The 24,050-nt window shown below is 35.1% G+C and carries 17 protein-coding genes, 1 pseudogene and 1 riboswitch; of the genes and pseudogenes, 9 read left to right on the forward strand and 9 right to left on the reverse strand.

The window, feature by feature from the left end:
* Positions 1–3 precede the first annotated feature (3 nt).
* The 3 genes from E6X37_RS00980 to E6X37_RS00990 all read left to right on the forward strand — a co-directional run bounded on the left by E6X37_RS00980 (position 4) and on the right by E6X37_RS00990 (position 4,786).
* Complete coding sequence (locus E6X37_RS00980; protein WP_288327573.1) at positions 4–3,138, forward strand: type I restriction endonuclease subunit R; 3,135 nt, start codon at positions 4–6, stop codon at positions 3,136–3,138.
* Positions 3,139–3,281: 143 nt separating this feature from the next.
* Positions 3,282–3,866 (forward strand): restriction endonuclease subunit S domain-containing protein, encoded by a 585-nt coding sequence (locus E6X37_RS00985; protein ID WP_316689376.1) that lies wholly within the window; start codon positions 3,282–3,284, stop codon positions 3,864–3,866.
* Positions 3,827–4,786, forward strand: a complete 960-nt coding sequence (locus E6X37_RS00990; RefSeq protein WP_298606197.1) for a site-specific integrase — start codon at positions 3,827–3,829, stop codon at positions 4,784–4,786. Before E6X37_RS00985 ends, E6X37_RS00990 begins: the two co-directional genes overlap by 40 nt.
* A 23-nt stretch (positions 4,787–4,809) precedes the next feature.
* On the opposite strand, the pseudogene E6X37_RS00995 reads toward E6X37_RS00990, so the two are convergent.
* A pseudogene (locus E6X37_RS00995) lies at positions 4,810–5,310 on the reverse strand (restriction endonuclease subunit S); the annotation flags it as partial.
* Positions 5,311–5,339: 29 nt separating this feature from the next.
* On the opposite strand from E6X37_RS00995, the gene E6X37_RS01000 reads away from it, so the two are divergent.
* Positions 5,340–7,115, forward strand: a complete 1,776-nt coding sequence (locus E6X37_RS01000) for a hypothetical protein (RefSeq protein WP_316689377.1) — start codon at positions 5,340–5,342, stop codon at positions 7,113–7,115.
* 233 nt (positions 7,116–7,348) lie between these two features.
* Positions 7,349–10,687: an AAA domain-containing protein gene (locus tag E6X37_RS01005; protein ID WP_316689378.1), complete on the forward strand. Its 3,339-nt coding sequence runs from the start codon at positions 7,349–7,351 to the stop codon at positions 10,685–10,687.
* A 272-nt stretch (positions 10,688–10,959) separates the two neighbouring features.
* Here the strand turns inward: E6X37_RS01005 and E6X37_RS01010 are convergent, their stop codons facing one another.
* On the reverse strand, positions 10,960–12,171 hold the full coding sequence (locus E6X37_RS01010) for an L-lactate MFS transporter (RefSeq protein ID WP_316689379.1): 1,212 nt from the start codon (positions 12,169–12,171) through the stop codon (positions 10,960–10,962).
* Between the two features lie 88 nt (positions 12,172–12,259).
* Positions 12,260–12,347: riboswitch (ZMP/ZTP riboswitch) on the reverse strand.
* Positions 12,348–12,620: 273 nt separating this feature from the next.
* Entirely contained in the window at positions 12,621–12,698 is a 78-nt protein-coding gene (locus E6X37_RS10350; RefSeq protein ID WP_223209338.1) for a putative holin-like toxin, read from the reverse strand.
* A 225-nt stretch (positions 12,699–12,923) separates the two neighbouring features.
* Between E6X37_RS10350 and E6X37_RS01015 the strand changes: the two genes are divergently transcribed.
* Complete coding sequence (locus E6X37_RS01015) at positions 12,924–13,520, forward strand: hypothetical protein (protein ID WP_227065242.1); 597 nt, start codon at positions 12,924–12,926, stop codon at positions 13,518–13,520.
* A 201-nt stretch (positions 13,521–13,721) separates the two neighbouring features.
* On the opposite strand, the gene E6X37_RS01020 is transcribed toward E6X37_RS01015, so the two are convergent.
* Entirely contained in the window at positions 13,722–14,381 is a 660-nt protein-coding gene (locus E6X37_RS01020) for an HAD family hydrolase (protein ID WP_316689380.1), read from the reverse strand.
* A gap of 124 nt (positions 14,382–14,505) precedes the next feature.
* Between E6X37_RS01020 and E6X37_RS01025 the strand changes: the two genes are divergently transcribed.
* Positions 14,506–15,849 (forward strand): hypothetical protein, encoded by a 1,344-nt coding sequence (locus E6X37_RS01025; RefSeq protein WP_316689381.1) that lies wholly within the window; start codon positions 14,506–14,508, stop codon positions 15,847–15,849.
* A 1-nt stretch (position 15,850) separates the two neighbouring features.
* Positions 15,851–16,690, forward strand: coding sequence for a hypothetical protein (locus tag E6X37_RS01030; RefSeq protein ID WP_316689382.1), 840 nt, complete (start codon positions 15,851–15,853; stop codon positions 16,688–16,690).
* Between the two features lie 150 nt (positions 16,691–16,840).
* On the opposite strand, the gene E6X37_RS01035 is transcribed toward E6X37_RS01030, so the two are convergent.
* The gene (locus E6X37_RS01035; RefSeq protein ID WP_316073572.1) at positions 16,841–18,148 is read right to left on the reverse strand and encodes an APC family permease; all 1,308 of its coding nucleotides are present in this window, start codon (positions 18,146–18,148) and stop codon (positions 16,841–16,843) included.
* Between the two features lie 15 nt (positions 18,149–18,163).
* The gene (locus tag E6X37_RS01040) at positions 18,164–18,904 is read right to left on the reverse strand and encodes a gamma-glutamyl-gamma-aminobutyrate hydrolase family protein (RefSeq protein WP_316689383.1); all 741 of its coding nucleotides are present in this window, start codon (positions 18,902–18,904) and stop codon (positions 18,164–18,166) included.
* Between the two features lie 220 nt (positions 18,905–19,124).
* Here E6X37_RS01040 and E6X37_RS01045 point away from each other — a divergent pair, with 220 nt between their 5' ends.
* Positions 19,125–20,168 carry an AEC family transporter gene (locus tag E6X37_RS01045; RefSeq protein ID WP_316689384.1) on the forward strand — a complete coding sequence of 348 codons (1,044 nt, stop codon included), beginning with the start codon at positions 19,125–19,127 and terminating at the stop codon, positions 20,166–20,168.
* Positions 20,169–20,264: 96 nt separating this feature from the next.
* On the opposite strand, the gene E6X37_RS01050 is transcribed toward E6X37_RS01045, so the two are convergent.
* From E6X37_RS01050 to E6X37_RS01060, 3 genes are all read right to left on the reverse strand, one after another.
* On the reverse strand, positions 20,265–21,821 hold the full coding sequence (locus tag E6X37_RS01050; RefSeq protein WP_316689385.1) for a putative polysaccharide biosynthesis protein: 1,557 nt from the start codon (positions 21,819–21,821) through the stop codon (positions 20,265–20,267).
* 3 nt (positions 21,822–21,824) lie between these two features.
* On the reverse strand, positions 21,825–22,754 hold the full coding sequence (gene fba / locus E6X37_RS01055) for a class II fructose-1,6-bisphosphate aldolase (protein ID WP_316689386.1): 930 nt from the start codon (positions 22,752–22,754) through the stop codon (positions 21,825–21,827).
* 248 nt (positions 22,755–23,002) lie between these two features.
* The gene (locus tag E6X37_RS01060; protein ID WP_316689387.1) at positions 23,003–23,977 is read right to left on the reverse strand and encodes an RluA family pseudouridine synthase; all 975 of its coding nucleotides are present in this window, start codon (positions 23,975–23,977) and stop codon (positions 23,003–23,005) included.
* Between the last annotated feature and the right edge of the window lie 73 nt (positions 23,978–24,050).

Consider the following 24,050-nt stretch of genomic DNA (forward strand, 5'->3'; position numbering starts at 1 on the left):
TATATGGGGAAATTAAATAATACAAAAGAAGCTCAGCTCGAACAAAATCTAATTGATTTACTTTGTGCACAACATGGACAATGGACTTTTCGGTCGGATTTAAAAACAGAAGAAGATTTATGGAACAATTTACGTAATATTATTGAGATTCGAAATAAAAGTGAACTTAATGATAATATGTTAACTGATAGTGAGTTTGAGCGAATTCGATCAGAAATATTGGCAAATACTAAAACGCCTTTTGAAGCCGCAAAATGGCTGCGTGGTGAAAAGGGAAAGTGTTCAGTTGTTCTGGAAAGAGATAATGGTTTAGGGCGTATAGAGTTAATTATTTATTCTAGTATTGAAAAAAATGGTGGTTTTTCTTCTTATGAAATAGTACATCAAATTGCAAAAAATAAATCTAACTTAGAAGAACGAAGTCGTCGATTTGATATTACTTTATTGATAGGTGGTCTGCCGATTATTCAAATAGAATTAAAAACAGCCATAGCAAAGGATGGGGTTAAGCAAGCTTATTATCAAATAGAAAAATATATTGATGAAGGGACATTTTCAAATACTATATTCCAAACGCTACAGCTATATGTTATGTCTAATGAACAAACGACTCGATATATGGCTGCTGCTCCAAAAGGTGAGTTACAAGAAAAATTTATGTTTGGTTGGCGAACTCGAGATAACACAAGGGTTGAGAATATTAATGAGTTTGTAAAGCAGGTATTAAATATTCCAAGAGCTCATGAATTAGTATCTGAATATATGATTCTTAGTGAAGAAGTAAGCAGTAAGATATTAATGGTCTTACACCCATACCAAATTCATGCTATAGAAGCAATTTTTGAGGCTGCAAGTAAACATCAATCTGGTTATATTTGGCATGCAACTGGTTCAGGTAAGACTATAACTAGTTTTGTATCTACAAAACTACTTGCCCAAAAGAGTGGGATAGATAGAACTATTATGCTGTTAGATAGAAAAGATTTAGATAATCAAACGACATCAGAGTTTACTAAATTTGCCTCTGCTTACTCAACAGGTGTAAATACTAACAAAAATACACTTATAGTCGGCACGGGGAATACCGAGGAGCTTTCAAATGCTCTTAAACAGGATTCAAGTTCTAATGTAGTAATTGTGACTACACGCCAAAAACTAAATAAGGCTGTTGAATACTTGCAAGAAAAAGAACCAGGAAGACTTGCTAACCTTCGAGGAAAACATATTGTATTTATTGTTGATGAATGTCATAGAGCTATTAGTGCTCAAAATATGGATGATATTAAAAAAGTATTTCCAAAATCGACATGGTTTGGATTTACAGGTACACCTATTTTTGAGGAGAATAAAAAGAGTTCTGATGGTCAATATGCCCGCACTACACATGATCAATATGGAGAAGTTTTACATCGATATACTATAAAAAATGCGCTTGAAGATGGATCTGTATTGGGATTTCAGGTAGAACATGAATCTACTATACATCAGGATGAACTGGCGAATGTAGTGTATCGAGCAATGCGTTCGGAAGAAAAAAATATCAATTATACCGATGAGGAGCTAGTGTCTACTATTGAATCTATGAAGGATATTGATAAAGAGCAATATTTACAGAGTACACATTATGAGTCAGATGACCATATTCAATCTGTAATTCGCAAAATTTTAAGCCCTAACAATGCATATAGTAAATTTGTATTCAAAGATGGTAAGCCAACAATGTCTGCTATTTTGACAACTAGTTCCATTGATATGGCGAAGCGTTATTATAAGGCAATTAAGAAATTTACAGCCGATAAGAACTGGTTAGAAACACAGTTTCCTAATAATCCTTTGCGCCAGGGTGCGGTTATGAATGATCCAGATTTTCCACGTGTGGCAATTACATACTCTTTAGAGGAAAATACAAAGGATTCAGCATTAAAAGAAACTGAAATGGCTGAGATTATTGATGAGTATAATCAGATGTTTGGGACCTCTTGGTCTATTGAAAGTATTAATCGTTATAATGGTGACATTAACAATAGGTTAGCGCGTAAAAAGGGTGAGTTTAAAGAATTTGGTAAACATTTAGATTTAGTTATTGTTGTAGATCGATTATTAACAGGATTTGATGCTCCTAGATGTCAAACCTTGTTTGTAGATCGGAACTTACAATATGCTGGACTCATACAAGCATTTTCTAGAACTAATCGAACATATAAAGGAAAAGATAAAGGTTTGATTACAACCTTTAGAAAACCTGCGACGATGAAGGAACATGTATATGCAGCAACGCGGTTGTATTCTCAAACGAATAATAATAGTAGTTTGATCTACCCAACATATGAAGAATCTAAAAAGAAGTTTAATGCTGCATATACAGCTTTAGTAAAATTAGAGGCTATAAATCCAAATAATCCTATTACTGAATATGCTCCCGTTTCAGATCGAATTAACTTTGTGAAGTGCTTCCAGGATTTAAATAAAGCTTATCGTGCTATTGCCTCATATGATGACTTTAACATAGAACTTGATAATGACAAACATGGTACCTTTTCTAAAAAGATTGCAATTATAGAAGACAATATTGGCTTATATAATACGATAAAAGCATCCTTAAAACCTGATGATAAGAATGAACCTGGTATTGAATTAATTGATTTCTTTGATTCTAGTACAGTACAGACATATACTGTTGATAAGAGCTATATAGATGCTTTATTAAGTGAATATGAGGCGAACAGTCAAGACACTCGTGCAAAAATTGAAGATGCTTTAACAAAGTTGAATAAGAGTGAATCAGTCCGTACTATTTATAAACATATTCTTGATGATATTGATACACAGGTGATAGATAAAGATAGTAATCTATTGAAAATAAAAAGAGAATATTTTACTAAAGCTTATGACTCTATTGTTGAATCCTTTGCATCAATATGGTGTGTTGATCCGGATGAACTTATGGTTTCTGTAAATCAATCTACACTAGGTGAAGATATATACAATAAAAATAGAATAGTAGGCAGTGCTAACTATCCTGTATATGTACAACAACACCCCGATTCTGATCCATTTTCATATCCTCAACACATGATAGAAGCATGGGAAGTATGTTTGTTTGATGAAGTTATACCGTTAAGAGATGAATTGAAGTAGCAACATAAAATCTTATAGTATATTTGTTAATAAAAGAATATCCGAAGTTTTGTCCGTATATGGTCAGAAACGTTTAGATTTGGTCGTATTAGACATTATATGGTGTTTAATACGGCTTTTTATTTTCTTGGGAACAGCGTAAGTTGGGGGAAACATTTGAATACCTACAAAATAATACTTTGTCTAGAGACTCATTAAATTATAAAAAACCCAATGTAAAGAATATTCATTATGGTGATATCCTTGTTAAATTTGATGAGATACTAGACGGATCTAGTAAAGATATACCTTATATTAATTCTGAGTTTGATTTATCTAAATTTAGTAAATCATTACTCCGAGATGGGGATATCATCTTTTCGGATACAGCTGAAGATGATACTGTTGGTAAAGCGATTGAGTTGCAGAATGTAAATGCGCCATTTATTCTTGGTGGTTTACATACAATCCCTTGTAGACCACTAATTCCATTTGGTAAAGGTTATTTAGGTAATTTTTTTAATTCAAATTCTTATAGGATGCAGCTTAGACCATTAGTTCAGGGCATAAAAGTTAGTTCGATATCTAAATCTGCCTTGAAAGATACAATGATTGAATATCCAAAAAATCTAGATGAACAAGAAAAAATTGGTAGTTTATTTTACCATATTGCTAAAATGATTACCCTTCATCAGCAAGAGCCATTTCTATGTGGGAACAGCGTAAATGGTGGGGTGGAATTATGTTGACAATAGAGGAAAAATCCGAACTATTTTATATTTATTACGAAAAGTGGATACGAATTTATAAAGAAGGGGCTATTCGTAATGTAACAATGCGAAAATATGAGATAACTCTATTATGGTTAAAAAAATTAGTTCCTGAACTTAAGCTTTCACAATTAAACAGAATATCGTATCAACAATTATTAAATGATTATGCAGAGTTTCATGAACGACAAACAACAATGGACTTTCATCATCAAATTAAAGCAGCTATATTGGATGCAGTAGATGAAGGATTTATTGATAGGGATCCGACGCGGAAGGCTATTATAAAAGGTCGGTCACCGAGAATAAAGAAAATCAAATATCTAAATCAGTTTGAATTACATACCTTGTTAGTTAACTTGAAGTTGACATCCGAGATTAACTGGGATTGGTTGATATTGATAATAGCAAAAACTGGGATGCGATTTTCAGAAGCTTTAGCATTAACACCAAAGGATTTTGATTTTTCACATCAATCATTGATTGTGGATAAAACGTGGGATTATAAAGGAAATGGTGGATTCCTGCCAACGAAGAATCGCTCATCAGTGAGAAAAATACAGCTTGATTGGCAAACAATCATAAAGTTCTCAGAACTAATTAAAGGCTTACCTGAAGATAAGCCTATATTTGTTAAAGGTCGTGTATTCAATTCGACAATAAATGGTGTATTAGAACGGTATTGTAAAAAGTTGGGAATACCAGTCATATCAATTCATGGATTACGACATACACATGCTTCACTATTACTCTTTGCAGGAGTGTCGATTGCAAGTGTCGCAAGAAGACTTGGGCATGCGAGTATGACGACAACACAAAAAACATATATACATATTATTCAAGAAATGGAAAATAGAGATATTGATCTAGTGATGCGGTCTATGGCTGGATTAGCATGAGAATTATTATATAGAAATGGCTTTTACTGATGAAGGGTAATATACTGATCCAACTTATAAAAGAATCGACCTATTGTAGATTCTTCTTCAGATAATGTAGACATAACTATAGTATTTTTAATGGTACCTAAACCTAAATTTTTTATAGTTGTACCCGTCAAATTCTTATAAAAATAACTTTGTATTACATTACCTTGTAGTTGATAAAACAAAAAATCTCTATTTATATTTTTAGGGGTAATATAAGCTACACTTTTTCCTAACATGATATTTTCATTATTATATCTAGCAAGTGTTCCTATCGTGCCATTAATTGACATTAAAATAGCTGTACTATCTAATCGTCTATCATCATTACCTAAAGCTTCAAATGCTACCTTTTTTGTTTCTTCAGTAACAGAAACTTTATTATCAACTAAATTATTGCCATTAATAAAATAATAGCTCCCATTTTCATCATATTTAGGTGTGCCATGTAATCCATCACCTATAAATATCGTTAATTCATCTAACTTACGCTGTTCCCAAGTTTTATTAAATGAAAGGTTGTTTTATGAATAAAATAAATTATATTAATTTTGAAAATATAAAAAGTTTCGGATCTGGAAATGAATCTTTTAAATTAAAATTTCAAAACTGTGATGCTAATAGTTTTAATATTATTGTAGCGCCAAATGGTAGTGGAAAAAGTAGTCTTGCGACTGCATTACAGGGAGTTGCACATGGAACAATAAAATTGGATAGTCAAGATTTATATAAATCAGATTTTGAACCTAGAGTAACTATAAAATTAGATGGAATATACAATGGTATATATATTTCAGATAAAAGCAAATCTGAAATAAGTAAGCATATGGACATTTTTGTAATTAATAGCTCTTTAAATGCTAGAAAAGTAAATCACTATGCTTCGGGAAGTGTATTTAGTACTGCAGATTTAGCAATAGATGGAATTAAATTATATGAAAATATTCCTGAAAAGTGTGTACTTAATTATAAGTATCAAATTATATGTAAATTATATCGTTTAAAAAGAAATTATTTAATAAATTTAAGTAATATATTTTTGGATTATAATTTTTTGGAGAGTATTTATAATAATAAAAATATAATAAAAAAATGTTTTGATCAAAAGAAGATAAAAAATGCTTTTAATGTATATTTAGATGGTATTAGAACCTCTAACATAAATAATGATTCTTTTAATCGGGCCAAAACCTTTATAATGAATAACGTTAATGTTATTCAAGTTATAAATATTATAAAAGCGTTTATAAAAACAGATGATATTGATGTAATAATTACAACATTAATTCAAGTTATTAATTTTTGTGGAGAGCAATTATTAATTGATGGCAAAATTATAGATAAATCGTTTAAATATTCAAAGTATAAATATGACAAAAAACGTATCGATGAACACATTAATATTTTCAATACGACAGGAAGAACGATTGTATCTAAGGTTAAAAATAATTCATTAATTATAGATTTTTTTAGTCCCAAAATGATGTCGAATGGTGAACGTGATATTTTATGTTTTATTGGAAATTTGATAAAATTTGAAATTAACTTTAAGAAAAATATTGGCTTATTAGTAATTGATGAAATCTTTGATTATTTAGATGGTGGGAATCTTTTGGCAGTTCAATACTACCTTAGTAACTTTATAAAAAGCTGTAAAAAGAATAATAAGCTATTATTTCCACTGATTTTAACTCATCTTGACCCTGAGGTTTTTAAAACATATGTCTTCAAAAAACAAAAGATACATTATTATATAAGTCATTCTCGAGCTTTTGATTTTAATAGTGAGCTTATTAAAGTGATTAAATTACGCTCATCACTACAAGACTCTGACAAAAAGAAGGTAATTGAGAAATTCTGTTTACATTACTGTAATAAAGAGTGTAATTTGTCTGATTATGAAATATCGTTGGGAGATATTACTAACAACTTTGAGTTATATAAGGAGTTATTTCAGGAGGTAACTGATAAATATTTAGTTTCTGATTCGAATACTTTTGATCCTATAAAAGTGGCTTTAGCAATAAGAATTAAAATTGAAAAGATGATTTATAATGAAGTCTCGCCCAATCTAAGAGATAAGTTAATTGAAGAGCATACAACGAAAGGGAAAATTGAATTTGCAGATTCTTATAATCTCGAAGTCCCCGAAATTTATTACATATTAAGCCCTGTGTATAATGATATTTTGCATTTATCAAATAATAATGATGTTGTTAAGCAAAAAATGGTTTCATGTTATTTATATTTGAATAATAGATTAATTCGTCAAATGGTTAAGTTAGTTTTTCAAGAGACATAATCATATTTGACTAATTATATTAAGATATAGTTAAAGGCTCTACCTATTAATGATATTTAATAATTGAATCTTAAACTATTTAAAGGCCTTCGATGAGTACCTTATAAATAGAAACCTTAATACAATAAATTGATATTCGATAATATAAGGTTATCTTGGCTAAAAATTTTCATTAAATTCCTTCATTCTACCTGTATAATGTTTTCATTAGTCTAAAGAGAGGGTAGGTATAGATGAAAGATACTGCAAAGCAAATTATAAAGTATTGGTATTCACTTGAATGTTTGCAACCGAAAGAGGTTCCTAAGTATAAAGCAATTTCTAAGAAGTATGTTAATGAGCTTGTATTTACTACTGAGAATGATACAACTACTATTTATCAACAGTCTGTAATAAAATCTTATTGGAAAAGAACTAATTCACGTGTTTCTACGTATGTAGTACCCTTACCAAATGATCCTTATAATTACTCTATTATTGATGAGATTAAATATTTTAAGGATGAAAAGGAATATGTTTTAGACGATGAACATGCTGTTCTGTTATGTGTAGTTAAAGGGACTGAAATATTAGAGGCTTTCATTGATAAATTAGAAATTGAATATCCTGAAAAACCATATTTAGGAAATGTGTATAGTGCATCATTTATCGTTGATGCGGAGGGATACTATAAAGAGGGGAGTCTACAAATTGCTCCTTTTATTTGGGTGATTCATCAAATGATGTCTCAGCCTGATGTGGAGTTTAAAGATATTAAGCTAGATGGCTGGGATGAGGTTGTTAAAGAAATCGAGGATGGTTTTAATCTTCCTGAGGAAAAGGTATCCCTTGATAAGGCTGCACGTGTGATCAATGCGTATATACAAGAGCATATCTTGGATACTATGGGCGTTACAATGTTTCGTGCCGGTGATATCTATGGTTATTGCGGTTTTAAGGAAGAGGAGATTCAGCTTGTTAAAGCTGATACAATGCCTATTAATGATTTAAAGTCTAGTTTCTTCCTTGATGATTTACAGTTGGTGTTACAACATATTGATACATTAAAGGATGATGATAAGGTATTGTCTTATATCAATAGTCTTAATCAAGATATTGAGCATTATGATTTGTTGAAAGATACTGAACAGATGCGTAAATGGTATAATCCGAAGGTGTTACCATATGGTAGATGGCCGTCTGAGTTTAATTTGTCATTTATGCAGCAAATTGCTGTTAATATTGCTAAGGCGAGTCCTAAGGGTATCTTTTCTGTTAATGGACCTCCAGGTACAGGAAAAACAACATTATTAAAAGATATAATTGCTAGCAATATTGTTGAACGTGCTGCTAAGTTTTGTGAAGGTAATAATGTAAACGATATCTTTAAGAAAGTTATGGGTCGGGATGGGACATCTTTTTACTATGATATACCTAGTGATATTGCCGTATATGGCATGCTGGTGCTTTCATCAAATAACAAGGCTGTCGAAAATATTACATTAGAATTACCTAATATTTCCTCTATAAAAGAGGGAACGAATGGGTCTACATTGTTTAATCCAAGGTCCGCAGACCAACAGGTTGATTTATCTTGTTTTGCTAAGGATAAGAATTATGAATACGTTAAATCGAGAGAGGTATATTTTACCTTTTTAGCGGATCGTTTAGCGGAGAGTAATGAACAATGGGGCCTAATTTCTGCGAGACTTGGTAAGAAGTCTAATATAAACACATTTATGCCAGTATTAGATGTATTATCCTTAGATATGTCCTCTATTATGCGTATGCCTAGTGCTCAAGATGCTTTTGAAAGTGCCAAGAAACAGTTTCAGGCTCAACATAATCTTGTAAAAGCATTATTTACTTATGTAACAGCCTATGAAGAGAATATTCATTTGATTCAAGAATTAAAGGGTAAAATCGATAAATTAAAAGAGGAAGTTCTTGTAATCAATGAACAATTAAGTAAGTATGATGATTTAGATGATAACTTGTTGAAGTTGATAGAGCGTAAAAATAGTATTGAGTCTAAATTAATAGAGTTGAACAGCAAACGTTCTATTATTGATAAGATTTGGAGTGCTACCAACTGGTCTATTTTAGAAGCCATGAGTAATGCTGCATTGTTATCAGTTATTGAAGACGAGACTATAAAGCTTCAAAATGTTAAAGGTGAATTAGATGCATTACACCAGTTGGTTAATGAGCGTGAATCTATAATCAATACGAAAGATGGTTTATTAGCTGATATTAAAGGGCTTGATAATACTCTTCAAAAAATAGAAGAAACACAGCAAGATATTTTAGGTATATTAAAAACTGATAATAAAGACACGTTACATTGTTTTGATGATATAGCATCAAATTTAATGTCACCTGATGAGGACCGAGCAGAGGCCCATACAGCGTTCTTATATATGTGCAACTACTTAAATGAATGTAGAGAGCATTTGTTATATGATGCTTTACAATTGCAAAAGGCTGTTGTTATGAGTGATGCTTTCAGAAAAAATATGCAATTACTTAGTCAGTATTGGGGCTCATTAAATGATAGGAAAAATTTACAGAAAAATTTTGACCTTGATGCCATATTCCCTGCATTACTTAATTCCTTGATGATTGCAGTACCAGTTATTTCCTCCACCTTTGCTGCTGTGGAGAGATTTTTGATTAATTGTAAATCTGAAAGCTCGTTAGGTACCATTATTATTGATGAGGCAGGGCAGGCGTCACCTCATATGCTTGTAGGGGCATTGTTCCGTGCGCAGAAGGCCGTAGTAGTTGGTGATCCTAAACAGATTGAACCTGTACAAACTGTACAGGATTTGTTTGTAGAAAAAATTGGTGGCGAAGGTATTGGTAAATATCGGAGTAAAGAGCTATCTGTACAAAGCTTAGCTGATGCACAAAATCCATTTGCAGGCATTATCAAAAATCTTGATGGTTCCGAATCTTGGGTCGGTTGCCCGCTCGTTATTCATAGACGCTGTAAGAATCCTATGTTTACAGTAGCTAATGAGTTATCTTATGGTGGCTTTATGATTAATAAGACCATGGAGCCTAAAGAGTCTATTGAGCCATGCAAAGAGAGCTGTTGGATAACATATGATACAAGTAATATTGAATCTACTATGGGTAAAGATCGATATATACAATTACAAGGTCAAATTGCTTTTGAATTGATTCAAAAGCTACGAGCAAGAAATGTGGAGTTTAAAGATATTTTTATCATTACACCATTTACTAGTGTTGCATATGGGTTTAAAAAGTATATGGAATCCCTTAGTAATGATATTGTGAATTGGACTAAAGAGGATAATAAGAAAGACTGGTTAGATGATAATATCGGTACGGTTCATACCTTCCAAGGTAAAGAAGCTAAAGTCGTTATTTATATGTTAGGCTGTCAAAGCGATGACTCTGCTAATGGAGCTATTAAATGGGTTAACGCCAATAATGTAAATGTAGCCTTTACAAGAGCAAGGGAGTATATCTATGTTATTGGTGATGCAGTGAAATGGGCAGAACTCAATAAAAACCTTGCATTCGCACAAAGATATTTGCCTATTTATACACTAAAGGATTTCTAAGTTAATAAATTGTAACGACTATAGTAGATTGCTAGATTATAAGGTATAGGTTACTATAGATGCTTCTATAAAGAATTTATATATACAATAAAGGTCCATAAAACAAAACAAGGAAAGAAATCCTTAGTCTCCTTTCCTTGTCCAGATATGATATAATTTATACCCAAGTGAGGCATAAATGGTTTGGTCGCCAGACTTCGCTTCTAGTATTTATAATTGAAAAAACGGTCTGACATCATGTCAGGCCGTTTCTTCATGTTTAAATGGAGTTATTAGTTGTGTAACTCTCGTTTTCCGTATAATTTCAGGACTATAGCAATAATTGTATTTAACACAAATAGAGCGGCAAAACATTCTAAAGCAGTAGTATAGCCATATCCTGCTTCGTGAAAGTATGATACGAGCATAGGGCCTGCGATGCCCGCTAATCCCCAAGCAGTTAGAATACGGCCATGAATAGTCGATAGTTGACGTATACCATAAATGTCAGCTAGATATGCTGGCATACAGGAGAATCCGCCACCATAGCATGTGATAATGAGAAGAATTAAAATTTGGAATGTTAGGGTGCTATTGGTTTGAGCGAGTAGATAAAATGCGATGATTTCTATAATAAAGAATAGTATGTAAGTTTGTGCTCGCCCAAGGTAATCGGAGATAGTAGACCATGCAATACGCCCCCCACCATTGAAAATACCGATAATACCAACCAGTGATGCAGCTGCTGCAGGTGTCATACCAATGGCTTCTTGCGCCATAGGGGACGCTAAGGATAGTAGGCCTATACCACAGGTAATATTAATAAAGAATACCCACCAAAGGGCCCCGAATTGCCAAGTTTTCATGGCATCATTGGCTAGCATGCCATGGGTATGAACGTACATGGCGGATTTATCTTTCGTAGTTCGAGTTGGGTGTTTTGGTTGAGGTGCTTTCAAATAGAGCGAAGAGGCGCTCATAATTACGAGATAGATTACACCGAGGATAATGAAAGTATCTACCAATCCAACCTGAGCTACAAGGTATTGCATAAGAGGCCCTGCAATGAGAGAAGCAAACCCAAAACCCATAATAGCTAAACCAGTAGCAAATCCTGGGCGATTTGGAAAGTATTTCACGAGCGTAGAAACTGGTGTTATATAACCAATGCCTAGTCCAATGCCACCGATGATGCCGTAGAAGAGATAGAGTAGGGTAAGATTGTGTATGCTAAGTGCATAGGCCGTACCCAATAATCCGGTTACCCAGAATAACATAGCGAGAAGTCCACTTTTCTTAGGACCAATTTTTTCTGCAAAGGATCCAAGAAAGCCCGCAGATAGTCCGAGCATTAAAATGGCTAATGAGAATGTCCATGTTGTTTGCGATAAAGTAAAACCCATATCTGCCATAATAGGACGTGTGAGTACGCTCCATGCATATACGCTACCAATGGATATGTGCAGACCAATGGCTGCTAATGCAATAAACCAACGATTTCTCATAAGAAAACTCCTTTCATATAGGTGAATATTCAGATATAGATAAAGAAGCATTTGTTACGGGAAGGCAATAAAAAAGACCATCTGAACAAAAGCTTGCCCAGACGGTCGGCTATCACACGATGTGTGCTACTGTGCATGTAGTTAATTCTACGTATCCGTCAGCCCAGTAGGAATATATTACAAATATAGCAATTGAAAGGACATCTTGTCGGTGATATAAGTCACTATCGTATGCACTATGATGATTTATAATTGAAAACAAGGAAAGAAATCTTTGGATTTCTTTCCTTGTTTAGATATGATATAATTTAAATCAAAGTGAGGCATAAATGGTTTGGTCGCCAGACTTCGCTTCTAGAATTTAATGTTGAAGAAACGGTCTGACTTCACAGTCGGGCCTTTTTTCATAGCCTAATTCTGTGAAAAGCTAACTTTTGCTAGATGTCAATTCATTTAGCTGCCATGATAATGGTCGCCACAAGTATGCCAAAGGAAATCATTAATGATAACACTTTGAATGTACTCATATTGATCACCGCCAATCTCTAGAAGATTAGCAAAGGCTGGACCCATTTAGAGGCCTCAAGTTCAATATAGTGTTGTGGATAATAAAAGTAAATAGATTAGAGGTTCCTAATAGTCACCTAGGTGACCAATAGGAACCTTTTTCGCTTTGTAATTATTATTATAGGATAGATAAATTATGTTACAATACAAATAAGATAATAGTTTTTAGGGAGAGGGAAACTCATATGAAACGTTATATTATGCTATTGACTTTAGGTTTATGTTTTGTAGCACCAATGCTTTCACAAGCAGTGGATATAAGACCTATCATACATGTTACGAATGTACATAATGGCCAATATGATGAAGAATTAGATGCTATTACAGCAACCAAGTTTTATGGACCGTATCAGTTCCGTGTATTGAAGGATGCTGTAGAGACTAAAGGGGAAACTAAAGATATAGATGGCAGAGCCTTTAGAACCTCTGATGGTGTCTTCATGCATGTGAAGGCTAGAACTATTGATAATACAAGTGCGACCTTAGATAATGAGATTGAAAAAATTGTTAAAGATAGAACGGTTCCTGAACCTACTGCAAAGATGGTATTGCCTATTAAGTATGATGTAACAGAGGTCGATAATGATGGTGTGCGTAGTTTACTAGCCGAATTTATGTATGGCTGGCCATTACATAATAGGACGGATATGGTATTAGTTACTGATTATGAAGATACTCGTTACTATTATAAGTTGCAGTTTTATAGAGACAAGCTACCAAATGGTGTTCGCATTGAGCAGTTGCGCCAGATGATTATGGATGCGCGGTTTAGTTATAAATAAGGTGTATTTGATCAGACGCCCATATTTGTTTATCCTAATGTATTTAGTCAGTCTGTAATATTTAGCTGAACGGGTATAGTAAAAGTAAATTAAAAAGAGGTTCCTATGAGTCAACTTGTGACCATTAGGAACCTCTTTTATTGTGCAAGAGTTTATATAGTTTTCAAACTATTATAATATGCTTTTACCTAAAGGAAATTATTATTTATTTAAGTTTCCAACAATGCTTACAATATCTTCTGCTTTGCGTGCAATATGTGTTACGCCTAGTTCTTGATGGAGAGATTCTTCTCTAAAGCCCCATGTAACACCAATGCAAAGTAGACCGGAGTTTTCTGCAGTAGCTACGTCAACTTCAGAGTCACCTACATAGATAGACTCTTCTGGGGGAGAGTTTAATTCCTTCAAGGCTTGTAACACCATGTCTGGAGCAGGTTTACGTTGTAATCCTGGTCTTTCACCGATGGCAACAGGTAAACGATCGCCAAAGTACTCTTTATTGAGCGGTGTTACACCTTCTTGGATTTTGTTGGATACGATGGCTAATTTATAACCTTGCTCACGCAATTTATCAAGCATATCTAGGATGCCTGGGTAGGGAGCTGTTGTGTCTTTTAAATGCTCACCATAGTAAGCTTTGAACTCCTCAATGTATGGCTCTAATTCATGATCAGCTACTGTACTTGGTAAACATTGACGCATCAAATAGGTTACTGCATTACCGAGTGCTGCTTTTACCTCTGCTAGCGATTTTTCAGGGAAGTTATGTGTACGTAGTACATGATTTACGGCGTTGGCTAAATCTGTAGCTGTATTGAGCAATGTGCCGTCGCAATCAAAAACGATGGTTGTATATTTCATAGGAGCCTCCAAATGTAATTATTAACTATTCTATTATATGACAGACGAAGAAAATTTTCATAAAAAATTGGACTATGTTACAATTAACGTACTATAGTTGGGAATTTTAAAATTGGAGAGATAAATGATTCGTAAAACAATAGTATTTTCAGTATATATCAGCTTAATTACTGGTTTAGTAGGGGCTGTTGATGTTAATATTCCCGGTGCGGATAATAGAATTTCTGCAAATGCTTATGAAAGTTATATACATCATGATTCCTTAATTAGAAATATACAAGAGGAAGCCTTGAGAGACTTTCAAAAGAGTAAACAGTATGATAAAACTAAGCAGCTATATAGAGATAATGGCCTATCTGAAAAAGAGGCTGAAACAGTCATTCGAGAAAGTTATGTAGGTCCCCTTAATCTGTATGAGGGGCAAACAGAGGTTATTGATCATAGTGGAAAAGGAATTCGTTTTCTTGTACCCTATATAAGTTATTATAAAGTGCAGAAAAATAATATAACTGATAAATATACAGCGTATGAACTTTTCTCACATGATATGACGATAGGCTTAATTGTTGAAAATAAACAGAATTGGCAAAGCTCTGACTACATGGGAAAGCCATTTGATTCGATTACGGAAGAAGATTTACGTAAAGATTATAAACGACCTACAAACATAAAAGAGTTTGGATCACTTTCTTATAAACCTGAAGATATTCATGGTGCAAGTTTTTCGTATGCAGGATTAACGGATAGTTACTGGGATTCTTTATATGGTAAAATTAAGAAAAATAATAAAGCTCAATTTTACTCTAATTTAAACTTTGCTTTTGATAATGATTCGACTATTCGATATCATGTAGGTTTGACTGAGGCCAAACAGAATATGGGACAGGTAATCAGTCCCTTACTTGTTAATTACGTGCTACCATCTATAAAACCACTAACAGATAGTGATGCATATTCTCATACAACAAAAATAGACGGTGAAAATTTTATTTATCGTATTCTTAATGATGCAAAAGTTAGTGCTACTTTAGCAGATTTTAAAAGTGGTTTATTTTATAAAAGTCCTTCTGGTATAACACAAACTATCTTTATAGATTCCATAGCTAAGGAGCGTGGAACTGATTCTATTGCGCTAGCTAGCTTTATGGATGAGGTGATTATGAATGCAGTCCAATCGCCTGAAGACTTTGTCCATTTCTCTAAACGCATTGTATGGAATGATGGTGTACCAGGTATTCTAGTGGAACAAGAGAAGGCTAATAAAGATGGTATAATGATATTTTATATTCAGGATGGAACAACAGCTTTAACTAGTATATTGAGTTATAATAGAAATATGTCTTATACTAAAGAACAACTTTGTAATATGATAACTGATGTTAAGTTAGTTACTATTCCTGAGAAATTCAAGGGCAATGTTGATCTTGCTAATATTGATGATATAGTTAAAAAAGATTTGGAGAAGTAGTATGACTGAAATACAAGCTCTTTTATTGATAAAATCCATCCTTGAATCTGCAGATATTCACGGTATTGAATATATCTTGAGTGAAGATTGTGAGTATATGTCTACGGGCCGTGGTATCATTGGACGAAACCGCAATGAAACTGTTGAGTTTTTGTCCTCTATGACTGAGTCCATCAAGGCTGATAATGTGCCTGTTACGTGCAAGGTGATGCATATTACCGATGTGTACGAGGAGGATGCGCTATTCCATGAGGGCCGTCACGGTTTAACCGTTTCTTATGAAAGTAACGATAATTACGTGTACATGATTTTTGTAGACGTAAATGATAAGGGCCTTGTAGACCGTATCGTTTCTAGTCAGGAGAATTACAGTATTGAGTATGACGATCTTCGCTTTGGTGATGATGAAAGAGAGTATTCTTTTACAACGCCTCCAACAACTGTGAAAGACTGGCTTACGGCCTTAAGTATGTGGTTAGAAACGGCAAATGTCGATATTGATGATTTCTATCAATATATCGATGAAGATACGCGTGTTGTATTCCAAAAGGGTGATGCTGAATCTATTACCCTTGAAAGCGGTCTTGATGTAGAGGATTACTTTGATCAATTAATGAACCAACACTTTGATGCAGTGCCTCATATTATTCGCGATGAAGAAGATGGATTAATCTTAACCTACGGCCCTATGAGTGCCATTGCTACCCTCAATGAAGAAGGTACACTAGTACTTATCAGTATTTATATCGATACACGCGATGAAGATGAAGCGACTGATGAGGTTGGTTATATCGAAGAGGACTTAACGAAGGAAACTATTATTGAAGAGGATCTATATTAGTCGATACTACTCATTTGATATATCTAATCTAATTAGGATTAATAGATAAAATAAAAACTACCAGTTAAACATATATCTTTTAAACAGATCTTCTGCTATGGAAGGATAAGCCACTAGATATTATGAATAACTGGTAGTTTTTTGTATTATTTACATTTCATCATGGTCTTTAATGAGACCAGCTTTTTTCTTTTTCCAATAGGAGTAGTAGAATGGCAAGATTACGATACAGCCGCCTAGACCCCATAATAATTGGTTAGTTTGAGCCTGGGCAAGCATCCATAGGGATGTGCCGATAGCGATGACTGGGATTAAGTAGCCACCAGGGATTGTGTAGGAACGTGCTTTGTCTGCCCATTTACGACGGAAGATAATAACAGCCAAACAAGTTGGTAGGTATTGTGTAAAACGAGATACCGCACTGATGGCTGCTAGTGTTGTAAAGGAACCAGACCAGGCAAGTAATACACTGGCAATGGCAGTAACGATGGCTGCTACATATGGTGCATTGTAACGATTGCGTTTTGCTAAAGCACTTGGTAGCATACCATCTTCCGCCATGGATGTTGCCACACGAGGCGCATAGTAAGCTTCAGCAAAGTTGATACCGCCCATAGAGATTAAGGTGCCTATTAATACGATATACATGCCAATAGGACCAACGATCACATTGAATGCATCTTGTACTGGAGCCTTAGTATTTGCTAAATCTGTACCAAGTACACCAATGGATACGGCAAGGATTGCCATATATAGAACCGATACAAGAAGCATACACATGATAATAGCACGTGGTAAATTCTTTTTAGGATTTTTCATATCTTCTGCAGCAATGGCAATAACTTCAAACCCTGTATAGGCAAAGAATAGAAGAACCGCAGCTTGTGCAAAAGAACCGTCCACATAGGTATCCTGTGGAAATACAGGCGTAAAGTTAGCGCCATTAATAAAGAAGATACCAACTGCAATAAATAGGCCAAGAGGAACCAATTTAGAGATAGTAATTAAGTTATTAACGAATTTTGATACGTTAACACCAAATATATTCACAATGGTAAGGCCTACAATTAAGATAAATGAAATGACATCCTTTGCAAAATCACCACTTAAAGCTGGTATTGCAGCACCTAATGCGGTAGCAAAACCAACGGCCATAGCCGCCCATGCAATAACGGTTACGATCCATTTTAGAACGCCCACTTCAAATGCCCAGAAGTCACCTAATGCATGTTTTGCATATAGATAAGGACCGCCATTACGTGTGAATAGGCTAGCTGCCTCTGCAAAGCAAAGGGCGATACAACCTGCGATAACGGCGTCAAATAAGAGTACACCTAAACTAGCTGAACCAATTATGGAATATGCTTTATTAGGTAATAGAAAAATACCTGTCCCTACAATACCATTGATGCCAAGGAGTACAATACTCCAAAAGCCAAATTTTCCTGTTTCTTTCATGATACAATCTTCCTACTATTTAGTTACATTTTCTTGAGTTGCTTTTACGAATGCAGTAAATAAACGCTTTGCATTTTCGTCATTTGTAGACATCATTTCCGGGTGGAACTGACAGGCGACTAACCAAGGATAGGATGGATCCTCTAAACCTTCTACGGTACCATCCTTAGCTCTTGCTACAACCTGTAATCCTTTACCGACATTTTTAACTGTTTGGTGATGATGGGAGTTCGTAATCCAAGTATTGCAACCTATAGCACCAGCCAGTTTTGATTTGGAATCAATTTCTACAGTATGGGTACCAAGAGATGGTGTTTGATTCTGAGAGTGTTTTATTGTACAGTTTTGATCATATTTTAAGTCTTGGAATAAAGAGCCGCCACGATATACATTTAAGATTTGTAAGCCACGACAGATACAAAAGATGGGAATTTGTTTTTCTTCTGCTGCTTTGATTAAAGCAAAGTCGAATTGATCGCGCTCCGGAAATACATCACCAAGACCTTGCAGAGGTTCTTCTCCATAGTGAAGCGGGTATACATCATGACCGCCGGATAATAACAAGCCGTCAAGCTTTGCTACCGTTTCGCGAGCTACATCAAGATTTTCGGTAAATGGAATTATAACAGGAATGCCACCAGTTTCCTCAATAGAACGAGGATAGTCTTGGTTTACGTAAGAACGCAATAAATCTACGTAAGGACCACCATTATCTCGTGAGATATTGCCAGATATGCCAATAAATGGTTTCGTCATAATATCACCTCATATGTGTAAAAATCTGTACAACCTTATGTTAGTGTATCAGATTTTATGGATAAAAACACTACTAATAGATATAATTATAAGACTTATAATAGAGAAAATATGTTAAAGTTGATACATTTTACTATATTTTCTTTCAAGATATAGTTGTATCTGTTTAGTGCGAAACATGATATGATAAACTACGAATGAACTGTGCGGGAGGTTTACTATGGTTTTTCTAACATCTTTACAAAGTATCATACCTATTGTGCTACTTATTTTGTTAGGATATATATTAAAAGGGCGGGGCATGTTTAATCCTAGCTTTAGCGGTAATTTATCGCGATTTATCATGTCGGTTGCATTACCAGCGGGAGTATTTGTATCTGTATTACATCACCTACATACTTCTGATATATGGAATTTACGATATGGCATGTTGGTGGTTGTCCTAACATATGTTATCGCATATATCGTAGCGTTTATTATGATGAAAATGTTGAAAGTTCCTAAAGGACGACGTGGTATTTTTATCAATATGGTAGTAAATGATAACTGCTTGTTTATTGGGTTACCAGTGCAAATTGCACTATTTGGTCAAGATGCGCTGCCGTATTTCCTGTTATATTACATCGGTAACACTATTTCCGTATGGATGGTGGGAGTATTCCTTATAGAATTAGATCCACTGCCAAATTCTGAAGTAGATTTTAATAATGGCTCCTATAAGATTGATAGTATAAATAATAGTTCAGAATCTACTGAAGGTAAAAGCAAGAAACCTAAATTTGATTGGAAGAAGTTATTACCACCACCATTGATAGGTTTTTTTGTGGCCTTAATCTTCTTGTTTTTTGAAATTCCTTTACTTCCAATTTTGCATACTACCTTGAATTACTTAGGTGATATGGTAACCCCATTATCCTTGATTTATATAGGTATTGTACTTCATGATGCGGGCTTAAAAAGCATGCGTTTAAATAAAGACTCCATCGGTGGGATTGTAGGACGATTTGTCATTTCCCCGATTATCATGTTCTGTTTGATTACGGCTTTACAATATGGAGCAGGCATTGTTCTAGAACCAATTGCAATCATTACCTTTGTTGTACAATCAGCAGGACCTGTTATTGCAGTATTGCCGATTGTAGCTAATGAATCAAAAGCTGATTTACCATTTGCTACAGGTCTAGTTATGATTAGTACCATACTATTTGTTGTAGTAATTCCAATTATAATGGAAATTTTAACAATGATAGGTATACAGGCTTAAAATAAGAAGAAGATTAAAATAAGTAAATAAAAAATAGGTTCCTAATGGTCATATAGGTGACTATTAGGAACCTATTTTTATGTAAGTATATACAGCTTATCTAAAGAATCTACCAACGAGTGGCATGCTAGCACCATCGTTTTTATTAAGGCCTTTTAAAAGAACCATGATAATTACGTATAGTAGTAATCCTTCAATACCTGTGAGTATAAAGTTAGCCCACATTGGTAGGATGTCTATTAAGTAATGGTAACTCATGAAAATAAGTATACCCATAACACCGGCACTGACCACGTTTTTCCAAAGCAGGGAAATATCAAGGAAGTAGCCTGTGTATTTTTTGATATAAATCAAGTTAAGTAATGCGGCAAAGCCAATATCAGCAACGGTTGCCCAAGCGGCACCGCCGATGCCAAGCCAAGGAATAGCAGTCAGTGTCCAGTTAAGGATGACCTTGATTATGAGGGAAATCCCTATATTTATGACTGGAATACGTGGTCTGTTGAGACCTTGTAGAATACCTGTTGTTACTTGATGTACACCTAGGAAGAATATAGAGAATGCCGTGATTTGCGTTGCTAGTTCTGCCTTAGGCGCATTGTAAATCAGTGTAACAGTTGGGGCAGCAAGTACATATAATAGCACTGTAAATGGTACGGTTGCCATAAATGTTAAACGCATAGAGCCAGCAGTGCGATCATATATACCTTGATGATCGCGTTTTGCAAAGGCATGAGAGATAGCTGGTACAATGCTTGTCGCAAGGGCTGCGGTAATGATGGTAGCCAAGTTGATGAGCGGTACCGCCATCCCAGTAAGGTAACCGAAGAGTTCTGTTACTTCGTTCATTGGGAACCCAGCATCTAATAAGCGACGTGGTACGATAAGTAAGTCGAGATTCGCCGTCAACGGTAACATGATACTTGCTAAGGAAATTGGAATGGACAAGGTTAAGAGTCGTGACAAAATTTCTTTAGCTGATTCACGAGGCCCATCGTAGCTTTCACCAGTACTACTTGCCTTAGGTAATTTATAGTAGTAGTACAAGAGCACTAGGAAGGCACCAAAGGCACCTACGCCAGCACCTAAGCTAGCTCCACCTGCCGCGGCCGGTAAGCCGTAAGGTAATAAAATAGCAGCAGCACCAAGCATAACGATAACCCGTAGCAATTGTTCTACAATTTGGCTAATCGCTGTAGGCGTCATCATTTCATAGCCTTGGATATACCCGCGGAAACAGGAAATCCATGTTACAAAGAATACTGCCGGAGCGAGCGCGATGATAGAGTAGTAGGCACGGCTTTCAGCAATGAGACCACTAGAGATTAACCAATCTGCACCAAAGTACATGGCAAGACTGGCGATAAAACCTGTTATAGTCAACATTGTAAAAGAAATATTGAATACTCTCTTAGCACCACCAAAGTCGTGTAAGGCTAATCGTTCTGCCGTCAAAATAGAGATGGCAATCGGCACACCTGCGCTCGAAATTTGCAATAGTAACAAATAGATAGGAAAGGCCATCTGGTAGATGCCGATGCCTTCACCGCCCAAGATGCGGGATAGAAGAATCCAGTTGATACTACCGATGGCTTTCACTACGAAACCGGCAATTGTTAAAATTAAGGTTCCTTTTAAAAATCCACTAGCCATTGATTATAGTTTGTTAGAAGAACCTAATACATTTTTGATTTTGTGAGCTACCATGCCTTTAATAGCATCACGAGCAGGTCCTAAATATTTACGTGGGTCAAACTCAGATGGGTTTTGAGCCAAGTATTCACGTACAGATGCAGTCATAGCAAGGCGAAGGTCTGTATCGATGTTGATTTTACAAACTGCCATTTGAGCTGCTTTGCGAAGCATTTCTTCAGGTACGCCTTGTGCACCAGGAATGTTGCCACCAAATTCATTACATTTTGCTACGAATTCAGGTAATACGGAGGATGCTCCATGCAATACGATTGGGAAGTTAGGCAATAATTCGCCTACTTTTTTCAAACGATCGAAATCGAGGTAAGGATCGCCTTTGAATTTGTATGCACCGTGGCTGGTACCGATAGCGATTGCTAAGGAGTCTACACCTGTAAGATGGACAAACTCAGCAGCTTGCTCTGGATCAGTAAAGCGAGCATCTGCATCAGATACGTTTACATCATCTTCAACGCCTGCTAAACGGCCCAATTCTGCTTCTACTACAACGCCGTGAGCGTGAGCATATTCAACAACTTGTTTTGTGATTTTTACGTTTTCATCGAAATCATGATGAGATGCATCAATCATAACAGATGTAAAACCACCATCTACACAGTCTTTACAAATGTCGAAGGAATCGCCGTGGTCAAGGTGAAGAGCGATTGGTAGATTGCTGTCTTCAAGAGCGGCTTCCACAAGTTTTACAAGGTAAATATGTTTAGCATATTTACGTGCGCCTGCAGATACTTGCAAGATAAGAGGAGATTGTTCCTCTTTTGCTGCATCTACAATACCTTGTACGATTTCCATGTTGTTTACATTGAAAGCGCCAACAGCATAGCCGCCTTCATAGGCTTTTTTGAACATTTCTGTAGTAGTAACTAATGGCATGTTGTCCTCCTTGGCCATAGGGCCTGTTATATCATGTTATTAATACCGTGACTGCTAATATTTCTAGCTTGTAAGAACTAGATGCATTTCTGTTATTGCAATCATATATCAATTCAAGTTAAGTATATCAAGAAACACTATAAAGGGCCAATATTTTTTGTATAACTTATGCATAAATTTCGTCTTGTTTTGTGACCCATGTGGGTTATTTCTGTGTATTAGCATTTATTTATTGGTGTTATATCAGCTCAATCGTTCAGCAATACATTCATATCCTCTGGCATCTCTGCATGCAGTTCGAGCCATTCATTTGTTATGGGATGGTAAAAGCTTACGCGCGCTGCATGCAGTGCTTGGCGTTGGATAGATTCTAGATGACCACCGTATAAGTCATCACCAGCTAGTGGATACCCTAGTTGAGATAAATGAACTCGAATCTGATGAGTGCGCCCTGTGTGCAATAAGCATTGCACATGGGTAAAGTAATTATAAGCTATTAGAGAGTTGTCGGTTGGACAAATATTACTATTATTATTCATCGTAATTACATCATCAGAATTAATCTTACCACTACTGATTTTGCTTGTATTTTTACTAATAATAGTTATATCCGTGCGAGCCGGCTTTCCTTGGACTGTACAACAGCGCTCAATGATACTGCCTGGTTTACGACCTATAGGCCAGTTAATGCTTATACGCATAGAAGGGAGATGCCCTTCTACAATGGCGTCGTAGATTTTGTAAAAATGGGTGTGTTTTTTATCAAACGCATGTTGGACTACTGATGTTTTAGCAATGATGACAATACCTGAGGTATCCTTATCTAATCGGTGTACGGGATGGAAATCATAATACTGATTTGTTTCTTGGTAGTAATGAAGTACACCATTTGCCAGCGTATGATCTCGTATGGTAGAAGTAGGGTGCATAAGAATACCAGCCGCCTTATTAATGACTAAAATATATTCGTCCTCATATATGATATCTAGTTCCATAGGGCTTAAACTAAACTCTTGCTCTGGTGTTAACTTCATAATGAGATGATCACCACCGTGAATGAGCGTATTCCAGGTAGCAGGTTTACCATTAACTGTTATGATGGCATCACTTCGTAAACGTCGTCTCATGCGATGAGAGATATTGTGTTGTTTTATAATATGATTTATAGATTGTGTGTGTACATCAGAATCTACAATTAAGTTGATTATTGTTGCTATTTTCATACGTATTATTATAACAAATAAAATAAAAATGAAGAATGTTTCATAATTCGTTGTTTTTATGAAGGTCCATATA

The organism is Veillonella parvula, from assembly GCF_032550495.1.
Lineage (GTDB): Bacteria > Bacillota > Negativicutes > Veillonellales > Veillonellaceae > Veillonella > Veillonella parvula_G.

Coding starts and splice junctions, on each gene's coding strand:
- E6X37_RS00980 (WP_288327573.1), top strand. CDS start 4: ATGGGGAAATTAAATAATACAAAAGAAGCTCAGCTCGAACAAAATCTA.
- E6X37_RS00990 (WP_298606197.1), top strand. CDS start 3,827: ATGTGGGAACAGCGTAAATGGTGGGGTGGAATTATGTTGACAATAGAG.
- E6X37_RS01000 (WP_316689377.1), top strand. CDS start 5,340: ATGAATAAAATAAATTATATTAATTTTGAAAATATAAAAAGTTTCGGA.
- E6X37_RS01005 (WP_316689378.1), top strand. CDS start 7,349: ATGAAAGATACTGCAAAGCAAATTATAAAGTATTGGTATTCACTTGAA.
- E6X37_RS01010 (WP_316689379.1), bottom strand. CDS start 12,171: ATGAGAAATCGTTGGTTTATTGCATTAGCAGCCATTGGTCTGCACATA.
- E6X37_RS10350 (WP_223209338.1), bottom strand. CDS start 12,698: ATGAGTACATTCAAAGTGTTATCATTAATGATTTCCTTTGGCATACTT.
- E6X37_RS01015 (WP_227065242.1), top strand. CDS start 12,924: ATGAAACGTTATATTATGCTATTGACTTTAGGTTTATGTTTTGTAGCA.
- E6X37_RS01020 (WP_316689380.1), bottom strand. CDS start 14,381: ATGAAATATACAACCATCGTTTTTGATTGCGACGGCACATTGCTCAAT.
- E6X37_RS01025 (WP_316689381.1), top strand. CDS start 14,506: ATGATTCGTAAAACAATAGTATTTTCAGTATATATCAGCTTAATTACT.
- E6X37_RS01030 (WP_316689382.1), top strand. CDS start 15,851: ATGACTGAAATACAAGCTCTTTTATTGATAAAATCCATCCTTGAATCT.
- E6X37_RS01035 (WP_316073572.1), bottom strand. CDS start 18,148: ATGAAAGAAACAGGAAAATTTGGCTTTTGGAGTATTGTACTCCTTGGC.
- E6X37_RS01040 (WP_316689383.1), bottom strand. CDS start 18,904: ATGACGAAACCATTTATTGGCATATCTGGCAATATCTCACGAGATAAT.
- E6X37_RS01045 (WP_316689384.1), top strand. CDS start 19,125: ATGGTTTTTCTAACATCTTTACAAAGTATCATACCTATTGTGCTACTT.
- E6X37_RS01050 (WP_316689385.1), bottom strand. CDS start 21,821: ATGGCTAGTGGATTTTTAAAAGGAACCTTAATTTTAACAATTGCCGGT.
- fba (WP_316689386.1), bottom strand. CDS start 22,754: ATGCCATTAGTTACTACTACAGAAATGTTCAAAAAAGCCTATGAAGGC.
- E6X37_RS01060 (WP_316689387.1), bottom strand. CDS start 23,977: ATGAAAATAGCAACAATAATCAACTTAATTGTAGATTCTGATGTACAC.